The sequence below is a fragment of the Chryseobacterium sp. SSA4.19 genome (genome assembly GCF_022601875.1).
Lineage (GTDB): Bacteria > Bacteroidota > Bacteroidia > Flavobacteriales > Weeksellaceae > Chryseobacterium.
Genome location: NZ_JAKVIP010000018.1, coordinates 1 through 19,621 on the forward strand (window position 1 = coordinate 1; position 19,621 = coordinate 19,621).

At 41.3% G+C, this 19,621-nt stretch carries 17 protein-coding genes and 1 tRNA gene; 11 read left to right on the forward strand and 7 right to left on the reverse strand.

The features are described 5' to 3' along the window. Window positions 1–45 precede the first annotated feature (45 nt). A complete protein-coding gene (locus tag MKJ01_RS13035; RefSeq protein ID WP_241614599.1) occupies window positions 46–327 on the reverse strand; it encodes a hypothetical protein in 282 nt (93 codons plus the stop codon). 267 nt (window positions 328–594) lie between these two features. On the opposite strand from MKJ01_RS13035, the gene MKJ01_RS13040 reads away from it, so the two are divergent. From MKJ01_RS13040 to MKJ01_RS13055, 4 genes are all read left to right on the forward strand, one after another. Further along, window positions 595–1,269, forward strand: coding sequence for a response regulator transcription factor (locus tag MKJ01_RS13040; RefSeq protein WP_241614598.1), 675 nt, complete (start codon window positions 595–597; stop codon window positions 1,267–1,269). 5 nt (window positions 1,270–1,274) lie between these two features. Beyond that, window positions 1,275–2,639 (forward strand): HAMP domain-containing sensor histidine kinase, encoded by a 1,365-nt coding sequence (locus MKJ01_RS13045; RefSeq protein WP_241614597.1) that lies wholly within the window; start codon window positions 1,275–1,277, stop codon window positions 2,637–2,639. A 1,022-nt stretch (window positions 2,640–3,661) separates the two neighbouring features. Beyond that, the gene (locus MKJ01_RS13050; RefSeq protein ID WP_241614596.1) at window positions 3,662–4,936 is read left to right on the forward strand and encodes a TolC family protein; all 1,275 of its coding nucleotides are present in this window, start codon (window positions 3,662–3,664) and stop codon (window positions 4,934–4,936) included. Window positions 4,937–4,940: 4 nt separating this feature from the next. Further along, a complete protein-coding gene (locus MKJ01_RS13055) occupies window positions 4,941–6,044 on the forward strand; it encodes an efflux RND transporter periplasmic adaptor subunit (protein ID WP_241614595.1) in 1,104 nt (367 codons plus the stop codon). Between the two features lie 75 nt (window positions 6,045–6,119). Here MKJ01_RS13055 and MKJ01_RS18845 read toward each other — a convergent pair whose 3' ends face one another. Beyond that, a complete protein-coding gene (locus tag MKJ01_RS18845) occupies window positions 6,120–6,251 on the reverse strand; it encodes a hypothetical protein (protein WP_302850489.1) in 132 nt (43 codons plus the stop codon). Here MKJ01_RS18845 and MKJ01_RS13060 point away from each other — a divergent pair. The 4 genes from MKJ01_RS13060 (at window position 6,204) to MKJ01_RS13070 (ending at window position 11,491) form a co-directional block, all read left to right on the forward strand. Beyond that, on the forward strand, window positions 6,204–9,236 hold the full coding sequence (locus MKJ01_RS13060; protein ID WP_241632645.1) for an efflux RND transporter permease subunit: 3,033 nt from the start codon (window positions 6,204–6,206) through the stop codon (window positions 9,234–9,236). The genes MKJ01_RS18845 and MKJ01_RS13060 overlap by 48 nt on opposite strands. Window positions 9,237–9,522: 286 nt before the next feature. Then, window positions 9,523–10,494 carry a PLP-dependent aminotransferase family protein gene (locus MKJ01_RS13065; RefSeq protein ID WP_252120878.1) on the forward strand — a complete coding sequence of 324 codons (972 nt, stop codon included), beginning with the start codon at window positions 9,523–9,525 and terminating at the stop codon, window positions 10,492–10,494. After that, window positions 10,469–10,903, forward strand: coding sequence for a hypothetical protein (locus tag MKJ01_RS18795; RefSeq protein WP_252120879.1), 435 nt, complete (start codon window positions 10,469–10,471; stop codon window positions 10,901–10,903). The genes MKJ01_RS13065 and MKJ01_RS18795 overlap by 26 nt, the downstream gene beginning before the upstream one ends. An 81-nt stretch (window positions 10,904–10,984) precedes the next feature. Next, window positions 10,985–11,491, forward strand: coding sequence for a hypothetical protein (locus MKJ01_RS13070; protein WP_241614594.1), 507 nt, complete (start codon window positions 10,985–10,987; stop codon window positions 11,489–11,491). Between the two features lie 109 nt (window positions 11,492–11,600). On the opposite strand, the gene MKJ01_RS13075 is transcribed toward MKJ01_RS13070, so the two are convergent. Both MKJ01_RS13075 and MKJ01_RS13080 read right to left on the reverse strand, forming a co-directional pair. Then, window positions 11,601–12,011, reverse strand: a complete 411-nt coding sequence (locus MKJ01_RS13075; protein WP_241614593.1) for a RidA family protein — start codon at window positions 12,009–12,011, stop codon at window positions 11,601–11,603. A 112-nt stretch (window positions 12,012–12,123) separates the two neighbouring features. Continuing rightward, entirely contained in the window at window positions 12,124–12,915 is a 792-nt protein-coding gene (locus MKJ01_RS13080) for an alpha/beta hydrolase family protein (protein WP_241614592.1), read from the reverse strand. Window positions 12,916–13,046: 131 nt separating this feature from the next. Between MKJ01_RS13080 and MKJ01_RS13085 the strand changes: the two genes are divergently transcribed. The 3 genes from MKJ01_RS13085 (at window position 13,047) to MKJ01_RS13095 (ending at window position 17,208) form a co-directional block, all read left to right on the forward strand. Then, window positions 13,047–13,619 (forward strand): Crp/Fnr family transcriptional regulator, encoded by a 573-nt coding sequence (locus MKJ01_RS13085; RefSeq protein ID WP_241614591.1) that lies wholly within the window; start codon window positions 13,047–13,049, stop codon window positions 13,617–13,619. Between the two features lie 344 nt (window positions 13,620–13,963). Continuing rightward, window positions 13,964–16,531: a phosphatidylglycerol lysyltransferase domain-containing protein gene (locus MKJ01_RS13090; RefSeq protein WP_241614590.1), complete on the forward strand. Its 2,568-nt coding sequence runs from the start codon at window positions 13,964–13,966 to the stop codon at window positions 16,529–16,531. Continuing rightward, window positions 16,528–17,208 carry a virulence factor gene (locus MKJ01_RS13095; RefSeq protein ID WP_241614589.1) on the forward strand — a complete coding sequence of 227 codons (681 nt, stop codon included), beginning with the start codon at window positions 16,528–16,530 and terminating at the stop codon, window positions 17,206–17,208. The genes MKJ01_RS13090 and MKJ01_RS13095 overlap by 4 nt, the downstream gene beginning before the upstream one ends. 259 nt (window positions 17,209–17,467) lie before the next feature. Here MKJ01_RS13095 and MKJ01_RS13100 read toward each other — a convergent pair whose 3' ends face one another. From MKJ01_RS13100 to MKJ01_RS13110, 3 genes are all read right to left on the reverse strand, one after another. Further along, window positions 17,468–18,055 (reverse strand): hypothetical protein, encoded by a 588-nt coding sequence (locus MKJ01_RS13100; protein WP_241614588.1) that lies wholly within the window; start codon window positions 18,053–18,055, stop codon window positions 17,468–17,470. A gap of 129 nt (window positions 18,056–18,184) precedes the next feature. After that, complete coding sequence (locus MKJ01_RS13105) at window positions 18,185–19,204, reverse strand: hypothetical protein (RefSeq protein WP_241614587.1); 1,020 nt, start codon at window positions 19,202–19,204, stop codon at window positions 18,185–18,187. 318 nt (window positions 19,205–19,522) lie between these two features. After that, window positions 19,523–19,596 (reverse strand) — tRNA-Arg (locus tag MKJ01_RS13110). Window positions 19,597–19,621: the final 25 nt, after the last annotated feature.

Here is a 19,621-nt window from a genome sequence, read left to right on the forward strand (position 1 = left end):
ATTTTTGAAGAAAGGCTCAGATTATAAAATCTAAGCCCTGACTTTTTAACTTACACACTTTGTGGGAGAGTGTCGTATGTAGGTGCCTTTTTGATAATCTGCTATCTTCTTCTTACAATTAAAAATATCATTTTGATAGCCTTGAATTTGCCTTTCTTTACTCTGCAGAGTAGATATAGAAGTATTTTTATTAATAGATTTATTCACAGAATCTATTTGTTTATTCTTATCATTCTCTTTTTTACTTTCATCAGCTATTTTTTTCTGAAATTCTGAAATTTCTTTCTCTAATTTATTAATCTGACTCTGATAATAACTTGGATTCATTTTTACACATTTTTCTTGTTGAATATTTTATAAATTGATCAAAATATTATTATTAATTCTTACTCTAATTATTAACAATAAATTTTCTCATTCTGTCTAATAAAATTTTATGTATACATTAATTACCAAATGTAATAATAACAAATTATGCCTGTTTACGGCAATCCGTATTTATACTGAATTTTTATATCCTATATTATCAACCTCCTTCAGTTCAAAAATCACCATTTACCCAAAATTCCCTATCTTAGGCCTTAATTTCGCAACATGAATATTCTCCTGGTAGAAGATGACGAAAGAATCAGCAGGTTTCTGGTGAAGGGGCTGGGCGAAGCGGGGCATCAGGTGAGCCTGGCCGAAAGCGGTGAAGCAGCAAGGGAGATGATTGGAACCTATGATTTTGAGATGATCCTGATGGACATTATGCTTCCCGGCCTGGACGGGATCCAGCTGACGCAGCTGATCCGGTTTAAGGAAATCCACATCCCGATCCTGGTCTTGAGCGCGCTGAACAGCCCCGACGACAAGGTGAAAATGCTGGACCTGGGCGCCGATGATTACCTGACGAAGCCTTTCCATTTTGATGAGCTGCTTTCGCGGATCAATGCGCTGACCCGCCGCAACCGGCTGTCCTATCAGAAAAGCCCGGAACTGCTGCACTGCCGGAACATTACCCTCAACAAAGACCTCCACATCGTGACGCAGGACGACCGGCCGCTGAACCTCTCGCCCACGGAATACAAGCTCCTGCTCTTCCTGCTGGAAAACAAGAACAAAGTGCTGAGCCGCACCCAGATCCTGAACGGCGTCTGGGGCATCAATTTCGACAGCACCACCAACGTGGTGGATGTCTACATCTCCTACCTCCGGAACAAGATCGACGAATCCGGGGAGCAGCTGATTTACACCGTAAAAGGGGCCGGCTACCTCATCAAAGACTGACCGGTATGACGCTGAGGAACCGCTTTACCCTGATTTCCAGCCTGTCGTTCGGCATCGTTTCGGTCATTACCTTTGTGGTGATCTTCATCGCCTATTACGACAGCACGAAGCTGGCCTATTTCGACCGGCTGAAAAATACGGCGCTGATCTCGGCCATTTATTACCTGGAAAAGGACGAGCTTCCCAAACCGGCGCATACCCAGATCAAGAAAGAATACAACCACCTCATCCGCAACAGCCAGGTCGCCGTCTACAATCCCAACAACGCGGTAACCTTCGGAATGAACCTCGACGACCCGAATATCAAACCGCAGGACCTCCGGAAAGCCCGGGCCGACGGAAAGGTGCAGTTTATGGCGGACAACAACTTCTATTACGGGATTTATTACCCGGACAACCAGGGAAATTTCGTGGTCTTCGTGAAGTCGTCCAGCGATTCGTTTTCGTCGCAGATCATCCGCCTGCTGATCATTATGCTTTCGGTGCTGGCGGTCGGGCTGCTGGCCATTTACCTGCTGAGCCGCTATCTTTCCAAAGTGGTTTACAAACCGGTCTCGGAAGTCATCCGGCGCATCAACAGCGTCAGTGAAACCGATATTTCCCAGGCCATCACTTCCACCAACACCCATGATGAAATCGATGAGCTGATCAAATCCTACAACCGCCTCCTCGGAAGGATCGGCGAAAATATGCTGCTGCAGCAGAACTTTATCAATTACGTTTCCCATGAGTTCAAGACGCCGCTGGCCGCCATTTCGGGCAGCCTTGAAGTTTTCGCCCGGAAGGAACGGTCGCCACAGGAGTACAAAGAAGTAGCCAAAGAAGTGCTGGAAAACGTCTATGAAATCGAAAGCATCCTCAACAACCTGCTGCTGATGTCCGGCCTTTCAAAAATCGAAAAACCCCGACAGCTGTTCCGCATCGATGAAGTGGTCTGGAAGGTTCACGAAAAGCTGCAGAACCACCGGAACTGGAACCCTGCCGTGATTTCCGTAAAGCTGGAGGTCACCAATTTTTCCCTGCTAGAATATCCAGGCAACGAAACCCTGCTCTACCTTGCCCTGTACAACATCGTTGAAAATGCACTGAAATATTCGGACAACAGCCCAGTGATCATCCGGATCTATGAGAAAGAAGGGCATCTGGCGATAGATGTTGAGGATTCCGGCGTCGGGATCGCACCGGAAGATCTCCTGAAAATCACGGAGACCTTCTACCGGGGAAAAAACGTAGGCGCGGTGAAAGGAAGCGGCATCGGGCTGTCGCTATCGGAGAGCATCCTGCGGCATCACGGTATTGAGATGAGTATTGTGTCTGCGTTGGGGAAAGGGACGACGGTGTCGTTGGTTTTTAACGGGGATTTGAATTGAAGCGGGTTTGGATTGGAAGCTGGTTTTACAAAGGTTCAATGGTCTTACATCAACCTTTGTCTTAAACCACCCCTTCAAAAATTCCTTGAATTTTCGACACCCCTCCGAGGGAGGGGAATTTTTAGTCTTTTGATTAACAGTAGTTTATCACCTACCTATTTAAGTTAAAGATTGAACATTTAATATGCAGGTGCATAATGCTGCGTTGTTTTTTTAACGCAAAGGTTTTATTTTTATAACGTATAATTTAAGGAGACAAAGAAGGGATCAGCGAGCTGATCTGATGAAGCGTATGCATAAACGTGCGCTTCGCAGGCGGCTTTGCCGCTTTTCTCTGCTCCCTTGAAAATACGCGGAATCTTTATTAAAACTTTGCGTTAAAATTTATGCGTTTTTAAGATCAATAGGAATGAACTTTTTTATCCTGAGCCAGTCGAAGGAAGCCCATTTACCTTATGACGCATGACGATCGGCTTCAGCCGGAACCTATCCTGCATTTCGGCTGAAACCGGTTTTAATTTAAATCACCTTATCCATCCCTCGGGTTGAAACCCGACGCTATTGATAATCAGAGAACAACCTATGAATCTTACGATTAAATTCATACCGAAGAAGATGAAACCTAACCTACGTTTCGGCTGAAGCCGGTTTTTAATGGCAACCATACCATCCATCGGGCTAAAGCCCGACACTATTGATAATCAAATAATAAACTATAGATCTTACGATTAGATTTATGTCAATAAAAAGACGATTGACCATACTCTTAACCGCAAAAAACCTCCATCACCCGACATCCCGCATCCAGCCTATCAACTCTTCATACCCTAGCCTAACCCACACCAAATCAAAAAACCGTCAATCCTGCCATTAACCGCAAAAACTTCCAGCACCCAGCATCCCGCATCCAGCCTAACCCACTCCCTCTAATCAAACTCTAATGTTGGATTAACCGGATCTTAATCCGGCTTGACATTCCCTCTAATTTGTCGGAAATAACTTTGCAGCCTAAATAGAAAGCTTTGAAGAAAATTATTTTTACGATACTCTGCATCCCGCTTTTTGCGTACGCTTCCGCACAGGTGAATGACACGATTAAAGTCAGCAGATCCGAAGTAGAGGCTATATTCCTTGAACGAAATATCGACCTGATGGTACAGAAACTGGAAATTTCCCAGGCGGAAGCCCGGGTGCTGCAGGCGAAATACTGGCCGAATCCGATCTTAACCGTGGATGAGGTGAACCTCTGGCGGACGTATGACATTGAAGCACAGCCGGCACTCATCGGCAACTGGGGGAAAAGCTCCCAGGTTTCGGTGCAGGTGGAACAGGTGATTAAAACCGCCGGCAAGCGGAGGAAAAACATCGAGCTGCAGAAGATTGAAGTGGACGGTGAGAAATACGAATGGCAGGAAGTGCTGCGGGAACTGAAAAAGCTGCTCCGCAATACGATGACGGAACTGGCTTACAACCAGGAACTGCAACGCCTGTACGGCAGCCAGATTTCTTCCATCACGAAACTGACGGCCTCCTATAAAAACCAGCTGACTTCCGGGAACATCAGCAAAGCCGAATACATCCGGCTGAAAGCGCAGGAGGTGGAATTCCGGAAAAAACAGGTTTCCCTGCAACAGGAAGCGGAAGAACAACAGACGGAACTGAAAGCCCTGCTGATGCTGCCGGCAGACCGTTACATCATGATTAACGACCCTTTGAAACAGCCTCCGGGAGATTTCTCTGAGCTTGATCTTCAACAATGGATCATCGAATCCGCCGAAAACCGCCCTGATATCCTGCTCGCCAGAAACCAGGAAAAGCAGGCCCTGAAAAATCTGGAACTGCAGAATGCCCTGAAGACCCCGGACCTTACTTTTTCCGTGGGCTATGACCGAGGCGGGAATATCATGAAAGATTTTATCGGTTTCGGTGTTTCCCTGGATCTGCCGGTTTTCGACCGGAACAAAGGCAATATCCAGGATGCCCGGATTGAGGTTGATAAAAAAGGCTATGAGACGAGGAAGAATATCGTGAAGTCGCAGAATGAAATCAGTTCCGTTTACCAAAACTACCTGAGGACCAAAAAAATATCCGCTGAGCTGGACAACGACTATGAAAATACGCTGGATTCCCTGCTGATCAGCCATGAGAAAAATTTCAGGCTGAGGAACATCAGCATGCTGGAATACATGGATTTCCTGGAAACCTTCATCGACAACAAAACCATCATCCTCGAAACGAAAAAGGAACTGAACGAATATTTTGAAAACCTACAATACGTCGTAGGAAAAGACCTTTAAGAAAATGAAAACAAAAAAATATATGGCCGCTTACGGCTTTCCCCTGCTGCTGGCACTTTCGGGCTGCTCGCAGAAAGAAATCCGGGAAAACAAAGAACCTGCAGCCTACTGCATCAGCCCCGAGCTTAAATCCAATCTGAAACTGGCAACCGTTGCCCTGCAGCCCATCGAAGAAAGCATCACGCTTACCGGTGAGGTGGAAAGCAATTCCGATAAGACCGTGCCATTCGTGAGCCTGGTGGACGGGGTGGTGACCCAGACCTATTTCTCCATCGGCGACCATGTTTCCAAAGGCCAGGTGCTGGCCAGCGTGAAAAGTGTTTCCCTGAACGAAATGCAGGGCGATACCCAGACCCTGGAAGCCCAGCTTGCCGTGGCCAAAAGAAAGCTCGCCTCGGTGGAAGCCATGTTCAAAGACGATATCGCTTCACAGAAAGACCTGGAAGAAGCCAGGTCGGAAGTCCAGATCCTGAGATCCAACATTTCCAAGACCCAGAAGAACATGAAGCTGTATTCGGCCGGGAAAAGCGATTTCCTCATCAAGTCTCCGGCAGACGGATATGTGATCGAAAAAAACATTTCCAACGGAATGCCGGTTTCGGCGGGCGGCGACAAGCTTTTCACCATATCCAACCTGGATAAGGTCTGGGTGATGGCTAATGTCTATGCCACCAACATGCGCCACATTTACGTCAACCAGCCGGCGGTGATCAAAACACTCGCCTATCCCGACGAAAGCTTTACCGGAAAAATCGATGCAGTATCACAGGTTTTTAATGAAAATGAAAGGGTCTTAAAGGCTAAGATCGTGATGGATAACAACAACATGAAGCTCCGACCGGGGATGTCCGCGGATATTGTCCTTCCCATCAATTCCCAGAATGTAAGCGCCCTCGCCGTCCCGACCAAGGCACTGATCTTCGACAACAATCAAAGCTATGTGCTGGTCTACAAGCAGGATTGCGATCTGGAAGTAAGGCACGTTACCGAAATTGTTTCCAACAACAGCACCACCTATGTAGAAGGTTCCTTGAAAGCAGGCGAACGCGTCGTGGCGACCAACGGCCTGATCATTTATGAAAACCTGAAAAACCAAACCGTTAAATAGCTGATAGCCATTCGCTTCTTGCTATTGGCTTTAAAGCCAGAATTTTAAAATTCAAAAACCCATTGTTAAATTATTTCAAGTACTTAATTCTACCCCATAATGCGAAAATTCGTTCAGAATATAGTCTCCTTCTCCCTTAAAAATTCCCTGATCGTCCTTCTGGGAACTTTTCTGCTGCTGGCCGGAGGCATTTATTCTTATATTCATACCCCCATCGAGGCTTTTCCGGATGTTACCAATACCCGTGTGCGGGTCATTACCCAGTGGCCGGGAAGAAGTGCCGAGGAAATAGAAAAATTTGTCACCCTGCCAATTTCCAAAGAGATGAACACCATCCCAAGCAAAGCTTCGGTGCGTTCCATTTCCTTATTCGGGCTGTCTGTGGTGACGGTGACCTTCGACGACCATGTCGATGATTTTTATGCCCAGCAATATGCCTCCAACCGGCTCGGCAATGTAGACCTGCCCAACGGGGCTGATTTCAGCATCGAGCCTCCGTCCGGGGCCACCGGTGAAATTTACCGGTACATCATCAAAAGCAAGCTGCCGATCAAAGAAGTGACTTCCATCCAGGATTGGGTGATTGAAAGGGAGCTGCTGGCGGTTCCCGGCGTGGCGGACATCGTGAGCTTCGGAGGTGAGGAAAAAATCTATGAGATCAGGATCAACCCAACGGAACTCCAGAATTACGATCTCTCCCCTCTTGACGTCTATGAAGCGGTATCGAGAAGCAATGTAAATGTCGGAGGCGATGTGGTGTCCAAAGGCGACCAGGCCTATGTGGTCCGTGGGATCGGTCTTCTGGAAAGCAAAGCGGATATTGAAAACATACAGATCGAAGTGAAAGGTTCGACGCCGATCCTGGTGAAGCATATTGCGGAAGTGAAAGTTTCGGCAAAGCCAAGGCTGGGCCAAGTGGGCTACAACAAAGAGGATGACGTGGTGGAAGGCATCGTGATCATGCTCCGCGGAGAAAATCCGAGTGATGTGATCGCCCGGCTGAAAGACCGGATTGCCGGACTCAACGGCGGCGAGCTGCCCGGCGACGTACAGATCGTCCCGATTATCGACCGTACAGAACTGGTGAACACGACTGTGCATACCGTGACCAAAAACCTGATCGAGGGAATCATCCTGGTGTCCATTATCGTTTTCATTTTCCTGTACAACTGGAGAACGACATTTATTGTGGCGTCGGTCATTCCGCTGGCTTTCCTTTTCGCTATCATTATGCTGAAAATACAGGGCCTGCCGGCCAACCTCATCTCCATGGGGGCGCTGGATTTCGGTCTTTTGCTGGAAGGAACGTTGGTTATCGTCGAGCATGTCTTCGTCGCCCTGGAACATAAAGCCAAAAAAGTGGGCCTTGAGCGGTTCAATAAAATGTCGAAATTGGGAATCATCAAGAAAAGCGCAGGAAGCGTGGCCGGCTACATCTTTTTTGCCCTGCTGATCCTGATTGTTGCGCTGATGCCTATTTTCTCTTTCCAGAAAGTGGAAGGGAAAATGTTTTCGCCGCTCGCATTTACCTTAGGATATGCCCTGCTGGGCTCACTGATCCTGAGCCTGACGTATGTTCCAGCGATGTGCAAGCTTTTGCTGACCAAAAATATCGAAGAAAAAGAAAACGTGATTTCCCGGTTTTTCAGGGTGAATGTGTACCGGCTATATACCTTTGCAGACCGTCATAAGAAAGGGTTTATGATCGGTTTCGGTGCTTTGCTTGTCATTTGCGGTCTTAAATTTTCCAACTACGGTTCGGAATTCCTGCCAAAGCTGAACGAAGGAGCGATCTATGTGCGGGCTACCCTTCCGAACAGCGTCAACCTTGACGAATCCGTGAGGCTGACCAAGGAAATGAAAAAGACCCTGGAAAATTATGATGAAGTGAAATTCGTCATGACCCAGACCGGCCGTCCTAATGACGGAACCGACCCTACCGGATTTTTCAATATCGAATTCAACATCCAGCTGAAACCGGCCGGCGAATGGAAAAATAAAGGTTCCAAAGAAGACCTGCTGGAAAAAATGCGGATCTCGCTGGAGAAATACCCCGGCATCAATTTCGGTTTCAGCCAGCCCATCCAGGACAATGTGGAAGAATATGTCGCCGGTGTAAAAGCCCCTCTGGTGATCAAGATTTTCGGGAACGACCTTTTCGAACTGGAAGATTATGCCAACAAAGTCGCTAATTCCATTAAAATGGTACCGGGGATTTCGGACGTAAATGTTTTCAAAAACATCGGGCTGCCGGAGTTAAGGATCCAGCTGCACGATTCCAAAATGGCTAAATACGGTATTTCCACGGCGGATGCCCAGGCAGTGATCGAAATGACCATCGGCGGACAGGCTGCCACGAAATTTTATGAGGAAGAACGGATGTTTGACGTCACACTCCGTTTCGAGAAACAGTACCGTGACAATCCTGAAAAGATAGGCAACATTCTGATTCCGACCAAAGACAGCAAGAAGGTCCCGCTGAAGGAAATCGCCACCATCGATTACCATACAGGTCCGTCCTTTATCTACCGTGAAGGCAGCAGCCGGTATATCGGGGTCGGGTTCAACATTGAAGGCCGCGACCTGGGAAGCACGATTGAAGATGCCAAAGCCAAAGTTGCCAAAGATGTCCATATCCCTAAAAAGCACAAAATGACCTGGGCCGGTGAGTTCGAGAGCAAGGAAAGAGCCGCGAAACAGCTGATGATGGTGGTTCCGATATCGCTGATCCTGATCCTGATGCTGCTTTACTTCAACTTCGGAAATATGAAAGATACGCTGATCTCATCGGTCACCCTGGCGTTTGCCTTCATCGGCGGGTTTTTATCCCTATGGTTTACCGGGACCATTTTCGGAATCTCTGCAGGGATCGGCTTTATCATCCTCTTTGGGGTGGCGACCATCGACGGGATTGTCCTGATCGGCGTGATGAAGGAAAACCTGCAGCAGAAAATGCCGTTAAGAAAAGCGATTTCTGAAGGCGTTAAAAGCAGGATCCGCCCGGTAGTCATGATTGCGCTGATGGGCTCGATGGGACTTTTCCCCGCCGCCATCTCCAACGGAATGGGATCTGAAATCCAGAAACCCCTTGCCATTATGATTGTCGGCGGACTGATCATCTGCATGGTCCTTTCGTTTACGATCCTGCCGCTGGTGTTTTATTTTGCCTACCGGAAGAAGTATGCTGTCTGACCGTATTACTTTTACTTTTCTTAATGTGTTTAGGCCGGATACTAATATATCCGGCTTATTTATTGTCAAATGGATTTCTGTACGCAATGCTGGAATATCTTGAAGATAAAACTTATTGTTTCTGATAAATGAAAAACAGGAATCTAAAGAAAAAGATCTTAATTATATATTGATGAAAATAAATTCAACGGTTATTTCCGGGCTAATTGATAATAAATTCGGTACATTTATTAAATTAGTAAAGTGCGTTTCATAATGAAGGATTACAAATACAGAAAATTTACAGATGAAATTGAAAAAAACCATTACCAAAGGACTGTTAAAACCTGGTGATCGGCTACCTTCTGTCAGAAAAATCAAAAATGAATATGAACTCAGCATCAGTTCCGTACAAAATGGCTATGACTACCTTGTATATAAAGAACTTGTAAAAAACATTCCCCGCTCTGGATTTATAGTCGATGATCAACTGAAAAAAACATCAGTTTTTTCCGGATCTGATCTCAAAGCAATTCCGAGAGATCCGGTCTTTAGAAAAAATGTATTTATCACCTCACACCAACGGCAACATCATGAAATAACTCACTTGCATGCGGCCGTTCCTTCTGATTTTTTAATTCCTCAAAAATTGATTCTTACTACAATGCAGAAAATTATTCGTGAGAAAGGGGCGGCTCTATTGCGATATTACCCTTCTCATGGAGCAGAAGAACTTCGCAGACTAATTTCCAAACGTTCAGCGTTGCATGGCGCACTGGTACAACAGGAAGAAATCATCATCACAGACGGAGCTTTGCAGGCTTTATATATTGCATTAGCTGTTACCACACAACCGAATGATATTATTGCCATAGAAAGCCCCTGCATTTTTTCAGTTTTGGAAATCCTTGCTAATCTTCGCCTTAGAGCTGTAGAAATCCCTGTAAGAAATAACACCGGTATTGACCTGGAGATCGTTAGGGAAGTGTGTAGAAAAAATGATATTAAAGCAATTGTTGTAACACCCAATTTCCATAATCCGACCGGCATACTGATGACTGATCAGGCGAAGGAAGAGCTTTATGATATTGCAGCTTTTCACAATCTTCCCATTATTGAAAATGATATTTATGGAGATCTCTATTTTAACGGAGCACGACCGTCAACAATCAGAAATTTTGATAATCAGGGTCTCGTTATAACGGGTATCTTCGTTTTCGAAAAGCCTGGCTCCAGGCATCAGGTTAGGCTGGCTGTCGGCAGGCCGTTACTTTTCTGAAGCAGAACGTTTGAAATTTGCCCTGGGCAGATCCGTTTCACCCATAAATCAAGAGCTTATAATAAAACTTTTATCTTCATCAATTTATGACCGCCACCTTAGAACGATTCGCCGGCAGCTGGAACTTCAAGCCATTAAACTGGTCAATCATTTTAATCAATATTTTCCGGAGACAACCTTAACAACAATTCCAAAGGGAGGATATAGTGTCTGGACCCAGCTGGAATCTGACAGAGATATGGCGCTATTTTATAAAACCTGTGAGAGATTTGGAGTTTCCTTCACACTAGGTCATCCATTTTCGTTTACCAATACCTATTATCATAACTTCCGAACCGTATTTTCCAGCCATTTAACACCGGAAACTTTTGAAGCTATAGAAAAAATCGGAAACTGGATGAAAAACTAACTGTACCGTTTATTTTTCAATAATCTGTATTGTGTACTGCTTTGAATCATCCCTTAAATTTGTTGGAAAATTCAATACTCAATGAATATCATATCAAAATTTACCGTAGGATCAGAAGAAGGAATTGATCGCTTTTTAGTGTTAAAGCAGGCTCATTTAAATGAAATATATGATAACCTTATTGATCCTCTTACTCTTAATACTTATATTGAAAATGAGCTCGACCGGAGAACCGCAATTAATGATCTCAATGACCTCAGAACCCAGTTGATCATTGTATTTGATGATGAAGAAGCTTTAGGTTATGCCATGATCAGGAATACTTTCAATCAGCCCACCGTTCTTGAGGACAAAAGAGCAGTCTGCCTATCGTTTTTTATTCTTTCCGGATATAACACTCAGGAAATATGTTTATCGTTATGGCATAAATGTCTGTCTGTTACAAAAAATTATTCACACTGGGTAGAGTTACCTGCAAATAGCGCACTGATTCCTTTCTTTGAAAATGTTGGATTTACATTGGCTGGACAATCTAAATTAAAGCCCTTTAATTTATCTTCCCAAATTATGATCCGTCAAAATAATTGATAAGATCATTCTAATTTTATATTAGTATTACCTTATGGTGATGACAAAAACCAAAAATAAAGCAGCCAACAGCTGTCGGATGCCTTAAAAACCATACCAATAAATGATCCTATAAAGGCCTAAATGCTATGGCATCGACCTCGATGAGCATTCCGTCCAGCGCAAGTTTCGGTACCGGAATCAAAGTACTGGCAGGAAATTGATTGTTCTTCCATACCTTTTGCATTTCTTCTGTCCAGATTTTAAGTTTCTCCTGATCGTGATCAACAATCAGTATGGTTATTTTAAGGACGTCATCAGTCGTCAGATCTGATGTTTTAAGAACAGTGATCAGGTTTTGCAGAGCTGCTTTAACCTGCATCCTGAAATCATCCGAAAGCTGATGTTTTAAACCCTGTCCACCGCTTTGTCCGGAGATAAATACATACTGTCCGTTGACAGAAGCCATTGTAGAATGGGAAAATGCATATGGTGCAGGATCGAAAAGCCCTACAGGATTTTTATATTGGATGTCTGACATATCTTTTTGATTTGGGATTGGTTTATTATTATTTTTTAAACAACCTGTAAACAATAAAATGAATATCGGTGAGATCAGAAAACTTTTTTTCTTATCCGTAAAGTATTTAAAATTAATCATAGTCTGCAAAGAACTGATAAAGTTGAAATATTTGATTAACAGCAGCCTTGGACCAATATGCTGCATCGTGATCACCCGGACGCTCTTCATAGATATAAGGGATACTCATCAAAATTAACTGGTCGTGAAATTTTCTGTTTTGTACAAGCAGGGGATCACTGGTTCCGCAACTGATCAGAATTTTTTGCCTTGTATTTTTAAACTTATCTATTTGCGAAACAGCTGTGTAAGAAACCCATTTTTCAGGATTTTCCCCTAAAAGTTTGGGAACATCATATTCTTTTCCAAAAGGAACAAAATCTATAACGCCACACAAACTTCCGATTGCGGTGAAAGTTTCCTGATGTCTTGCACCAATATACAACGCGCCGTGCCCGCATATACTCCATCCCATCAGAGTCGTCCTCGATTGATCAGACTTATAGTTTTTCTGAATATAGCCGGTCAATTCTTTGACGATAAAGGTCTCATACTTTAGATTCGGGCTGTCTATATACCAACTATTATAATCTCCGTCGGGTAACACGAATATCATCTGCATTTCTTCACTAAGCTTTCCTAAAGCCGGAATATCCTGCATTAATGTTCTTTTGGGATATCCGCTGTAACCGTGCAGGATATAAACCGTTGGCAAATTCTTATTCCTGTTTTTTGAAGGATGCACGACAAGGGTTTTAATTTCCTTGTTCATCGATTCACTGTAAATACTCAATGAGTCTACTTTTTGAGAAAACATTTTGGCTGCAAGACAGGTAACGATCAGGACAAATAATGATCTTATCATTGTAATTTATTTTTGTTGAGACAAAGTTATATACCTGCATTTTCAAAATTCTATACATATGTTGAGAGATCAGAAAACATGTTAATTTTTTTAAATTTTGTTACAATCTTTGTATTTTGCTTTATCTTTATATGATGACAGCATTTTGGGAATTTATCGATCGTTATTCCTCGATCTCGGAAGAATCGAAAAAGTTGTGGTCGGTTTTATTGAAAACATCCTCTATCGTTAAGGGAAACCATTTTTTAGATCAGGGCGTAATTCCTAAGGATATTGCTTTTGTCAGAAAAGGACTGCTGTCCTATTATTATCTTAATGAAAAAGGTGAAAAGATCATTAAAAGATTTTTTCCGGAAGACTCACTGGTAGCTTCCACCAGTGCTTTGTTAAAACAGGAACCCGGGTCTTTTTCCATTGAAGCTTTGGAAGATACGGAACTCATCAGTTATTCTTTCAGTGATTTCAGAAATCTGACAATAAAGTATAATGATATCGCCAATTTCTATATTACTTATCTGGAACGCCATTGGGTCGTTGAAAAGGAATTTTCAGAAATCACCCTTAAATCAGCTACGGCCAAACAAAGATATCTGGAGTTTGAAAAGAATTATCCACAATTGATCTCTCGTCTGAAGCTTAACCAGGTAGCTTCCTATTTAGCCGTTACTCCTACTCAGCTCAGCAGAATCAGGGCTGAACTTTAATCGTTATAAACAGTAAAGGTTTTTCCATTTTTTACGGATAGATTTGTTAGCTGTGCTCATCTTGAAAAGGATATGCAATCGCTCCGTCAAGCACAATACCTTTGCAAGTATTGATGGATACTATATAGTCTTTTATCGGAGAATGCAATGCTAAATTTTATTAAATTCCTAAGCTAAATTACTGGTGTATTTCTTTTCAAAACATCTACAAGTGCTCATGAGATTTGCTAACATTAAAGTTAATTTTTCACAACAAATAATTATAATGAAGATAACTGTATTTTACTTATTTTTGATACTGTCGCTTCATTAAATTTATATCCATACAGAGCCCAGTGAAAATTATGAAATTATCAAAAGTGATTACATTCAGCAGATGGAAAGAGGTTTTAGCAATTGTTGTTTTGCTATTAGCTTTTGTTTTTTTCAGGAGCGAAAGACACGAACTTTCAGCAATCGGTCCACAATTAAAAAATTCAAATATTGAGTGGGTTTTCATTGGAGTTCTTTTGGTTTTTGTTTATGTTTTTCTTCAGGGTCTGATGTATGTTACCAGTTTTAAAAGTGTAAACCTGAATATTAAGCTTGCAGACTCCATAAGCTTATTCCTGAAACGTAATCTTCTGAGTATTTTTCTTCCTGCGGGAGGAGTAAGTTCACTCGCCTATCTTCCCCGCAATATCAGAATCAAAGGATATAAATCTTCAAAAATTCATCAGGCCAGTGCCATCTATGGTTTTGTCAGTTTTCTAACTGTCCTTATTGTAGGTGTTCCATTGATTGTATATGCAGTTTCCGTAAACAAAGCTTTTGATAACAGCTGGTTTGGCATTATTTCATTATCGGTTTTATTAGTACTCCTTTATGGGATTTTTATATCATTTAGAAGAAAGAATTCTCTTTACCGGTTCATCGGAAAAAGATTCCCGAAGATCATCAGTTCTGCTGATGAAATATTCAATAACGAAATTGATAAAAAATACTTTTGGTATACTGTTGCAGTGTCGATAGCTATTGAGTTTTGTGGTGTTTTTCATTTGCTCATTGCGATGTATGCTTTTGGTGTGGAAGCATCGTTTACAGCAGCAGCAATATCGTATGTTATTTCCATCTTACTGATGATCGTCTCGCCATTTTTGAGAGGATTAGGAGCCGTCGAATTTTCACTGACGTACATTCTGGCTAATTTTGGCTATCATCACACAGAAGCATTAGGCATCACCTTACTGTATCGTTTTTTTGAATTTTGGCTGCCCCTGATTTTAGGAGTTATCGCTTACCTTTGGAGCGGCAGGAAGTTGTTTGCCAGGCTGTTACCTGTTATGATGATATTCTTTCTGGGTATTATCAATATCCTATCTGTCATTACGCCGGCATTAGCCAATCGTTTATCTATCGTAAAGAGTTATCTCTCACAGGATTTCATACATATTTCGAAAATGTTTACGCTTTTGTCCGGCGTACTGTTACTGATTACTTCAGCGAATTTATTCAAAGGAAGTAAACGGGCCTGGTATTTTGCTCTGATTCTTACAATAAGCTCTGTGATCTTCAATCTTATAAAAGCTTTAGATTATGAAGAGGCTCTTTTTGCGTTGTTCACTTTTGGATTATTGATTTACAGTCGGAAAGAATATGCATTCAGGGTTAACAGAACATCGCTTCAAAACGGGTTCAGTTGGTTTCTGGGAATTTTCGTCAGTATCTTCATCTTCAATTACCTCAGTTTCTATTTTATAGATCCATCTCATTTCAGAATAGATTTCACTAAGACAGAAGCGCTCTATTACACGTTACAGACTTTTCTTTTATTCAAAAATTCCGGATTGACGTCGCACACGGGTTTTGCAAGAGATTTTCAACAATTGAATCATATTTTGGGGGTGGTTTCCTGGCTGGTGCTTATTTTCTCTTTTTACAGAACAAATAAATTGATTGAGCAAAGTGATATGCAAGACCGTGATGATGCAGAAAGCCTTGTGGAAGAATATGGTGTCTCATCCCTGGATTATTTTAAACTGACTTCTGATAAAAAGTTATTCTTTGCTGAAAACCGTGAAAGCTTTTTGGCATATAGAATTGCTAATGGATTCGCAGTGATTTTAGAAAGTCCTGTTTGTGAAGAAGGAGATAAAATAAGTTTAATTGAAGAATTTGAAGAGTACTGTAAAAATAACAGCCTGAAAACAACCTATTATCGGGTTGGTGAAGCAGAACTGAATTATTTTAAACCTTTCCGGAAAAAGCAATTATTCATAGGTCAGGATGCCATTCTTGATACTGAAAAATTCAGCTTATCGGGCAAAGATAAAAAGTCTATCCGGAACGGAATCAATACCCTGGAGAAGTCAGGATTTACTACGGAGATAAAATATGCACCACACAAGGATGAAATCCTGGATAAAGCCGAACTGGTTTCGAATGAATGGTTAAAGGAGTTCGATAAGAAGGAAATTGTGTTTGCAGAAGGTATGTTTGAAAGAGAAGTTTTGAAAGAGCAGGATTTAATCGTTATTTCTAATGCAGAAGGAAACTACGTTGCTTTCCTGAATATTATCCCTCATTGTGCGCCGGACGAATGCAGCTACGATATGATAAGAAAAACAGCAGATGCTCCCAATGGCAGTATCGATGCTTTGATTGTAAAACTTGTCGAATATGCAAAAGGGAAAGAACTGCAATTCATCAATATGGGAATGACACCCATGGCTGGACTGGATGAACCTAATAATACGGCAGAAGAAATTTTGAAGTTTGCGTACCAGAGAGTCGGAAGCTTCAAACATTATCAAACCCTTAGAAATTTTAAAGAAAAGTATGCTGATCTCTGGGAGAATAAATATCTGATTTACAATAACGACCTTGAGCTATTACAAATTCCAACCGCATTAAATAAAGTGATGAAACCATGAAACGAATTCTTAAAACAGTAATCTACTTCTCCATATTCGCCCTGTTTTTGGGTTGTGATTATAAAAAGGATTTTCAGATTACAAAATGGAATTCTCATTCCGACGAACCCATTATTTTCTACCTCAGCGGTGATGCCGGCTTCAATACTTTCTCAAAAAGCTTTGGAGAAAATCTTCATGCGCTTGGTTATGATGTATTTGCTTTGGATACCAAAACTTACTTTTGGGAAAAGAAAACGCCTGAACAGACTTCATCCGATATTGAAGACTATATCAATCATCAGTTAAAAAGAAGAAAAAATAAAAAAGTGATCCTGATCGGATATTCATTCGGTGCAGATGTTACTCCTTTTGTATATAACAGATTTTCGGGTGATTTAAAAAATAAAGTTCAAAAAGTATTTATTATCGGGCCTTCAAAAAGCAACGATTTTAAAATTCATCTGAAGGAATATTTTGGCGAAGAACCGAAAGGCAGCCTTCAGGTAATTCCTGAGATCAATAAAATGGTCAATATCCCGTTGATGGTCATTCTGAGTGACTTTGAATTTGTAAACTTTCCGTATAAAGACATAAAATTGGGCAATAATTACCAGTTGAAGCACATTGCGGGAAACCATCATTATAGCGGAAACACAAAGATGCTGGCAGATTTTATAAATACTAACCTAAAATAGTTTATACAATAACAGATCAGCATCCTGATCATCCAACTCTATTTTTATCAAAGCTGATTTTATTTTTTCAGCATATACAGAAGAGGTTTCCAGATCACGCTCGAAAATTACTTTTCCGTATGTTTACGGATAATCTTGATTTTGACAGGTTAAAAGTCTGTTTTATAGAATCATATTTACTGTATTAATCTACTTAATGTTAATATGACTCCAAAATATAGATCATCTTCTCTCCTGGTTTTTAGACAATATAATTCAATCACTTATTATCCTGAACCGAAATCATAACAACACCTGCCCTATCCCGTTTTTCACTATTGTTAAAAGTAAGTTTAATTGATCTCTTTGGGGAAATGTCAATATACTCAGGAAGAGGCTGCTTTATAATCCCGATCAACGGCTCTTGTTCTCTGATATCTCCGAAATAGTCCGTAAAATCACCAACAGTTAAAGTTTCTGTCATGGATTCAGGAATCAGGAAAATCATTTCTGAATTTGTTGTGAGGTTTTCTTTTTTACTATAGTGATATTGCATCACTATGTTTTGCCCTTGTGTTTCTTTCAATGAATCATACATCACCAGCGGCAGTTTATTTAAAAATTTTTTATTTAAAGATCGGATACCAGCCTCGTTAAATTTCGCGTCAGGAAGTTTTGCTACAGAATCGATGTAAACCAGTATAATCTTCGGACGACTTGCTTTCATTTCCTTCACTTCCGGAAGTGACGATTTATCTTTGCGGTTTTGAGGATGGTCTCCGCTGCAGTTCAGGAAAATACCAAGCATCAAACCACACAGAATGAAATAATTGCTTTTCCATTTAAAAATAACCATTGAATTTTTCATTTGAACATTAGTTTTAATCATTTCGACAAAGGTTCCATGTCTATATATTTCATAATCAGATATCGTAAACTGTGAAACGTTATTTTATAGTTTATCATCCGATTAAACAACAGTTAAAAAAACATTATTTTATGGTATTAGCAGCTCCTTTTTCAGGCTGTTATTCTTGATTGCTTTCCTGCAACGCTTAACCCGCTCAGGATTATCTTGACTGGCCAGCCCTAAATTAAGAAACAATTCATCCTGCAGTTTACCATCTCCCCTCCGCAGTTTCCTGTCTACTTGTTTTGCTCTTTCAAACAGGATTTCAAAATCGTCATCGACCGGTAATTTTCTGATTTTCGCATTTTCGTAAGCAGATATTAACATACTTAATTCAGTTTCCAGTTCATGCTGCTTTAGCTCCGGATACTTATTAAAAACTTCTTTAAGTTCCTGATATTTACCTTTCACTGCGTAAGTGATTATCGCATCAGAATGATATTTAGTGCCCAGGTTTTTATGTCTGCATAAGTTTATGGCAGCTTCTACCCCATGAGCATCTGCGTAAGCGGTGACTAATGATTGCTTGGCATCATTTACTTCTGATCTGTTAATTGAAGGCTTGCAAGCCGTAAAGTACTTAAAGAAATTCTTCTGATCTCCTTTTAATGCGTAATAGGTCAGGATGATTAAGAATCCTTTATCAACATTGTCATTCTCCTTGAAAATTTTTGTTTTTCTAAAATATGCGGTATATTTTTCAGCTTTTTCAATTTTGTCCCTGATCACAAGATTCGTAATGATATGTATCAGGATATGATTATAAATGATATCATCATACGTAATCTTTTGCGCAGAGTTTAAAATTTCTTCTTCCGTATAATCAGCAAAATCATACAACAATAAAGCTGCGGTACACCAATCTAAAGGGTGCGTAATCTCTTTTTTGCCTTCAAACCTTTCATATATATCCTTCCATGAGCTGCGGTAGCCTTTATATCCCAGTGCCCCTATTCCCAGACCTCTGCCTTTGTAGGGAATGTCAGCAATCTTTTTAATCACATCCAATACTTCTGCATCATTGCCCAAAGCTTCCTGTCGGTTATCATTCGGAGTACTTAGTGCATCAATACAAAAATCTATAGCCTTGTCTATTTCTTTTTTCATTACTGCTTTTTTTAAGCTGTTGCGTAAACTTTATTGTACGTCTTGGACTTCATTTGACGGGTCTATAAGATACAGTTTATTTTCTCAACAGTAAAAACTTTTTGCCTTCTCAGAATTGGTCTGTACTGAATACCTGGCAGATATTCACTGAGCATGGTTTTATTTGGATCGGAAGATATTCCACCGTGTTCTTTATTGTCTTGGAAAAAGCATAGTAGATTTTTTTGTTTATCTGCAGAAGTCCCAGTAATTGATTTCCTGATAACAACAAATTAAAAAAAAGAAGAAGCACTTATAAAAGTACTTCTTCCTTAAATGTGACCCCGGAGGGATTCGAACCCCCAACCGTTGGAGCCGAAATCCAATATTCTATCCAGTTGAACTACGGAGCCATTTCTGCAATCGATACACAATTAA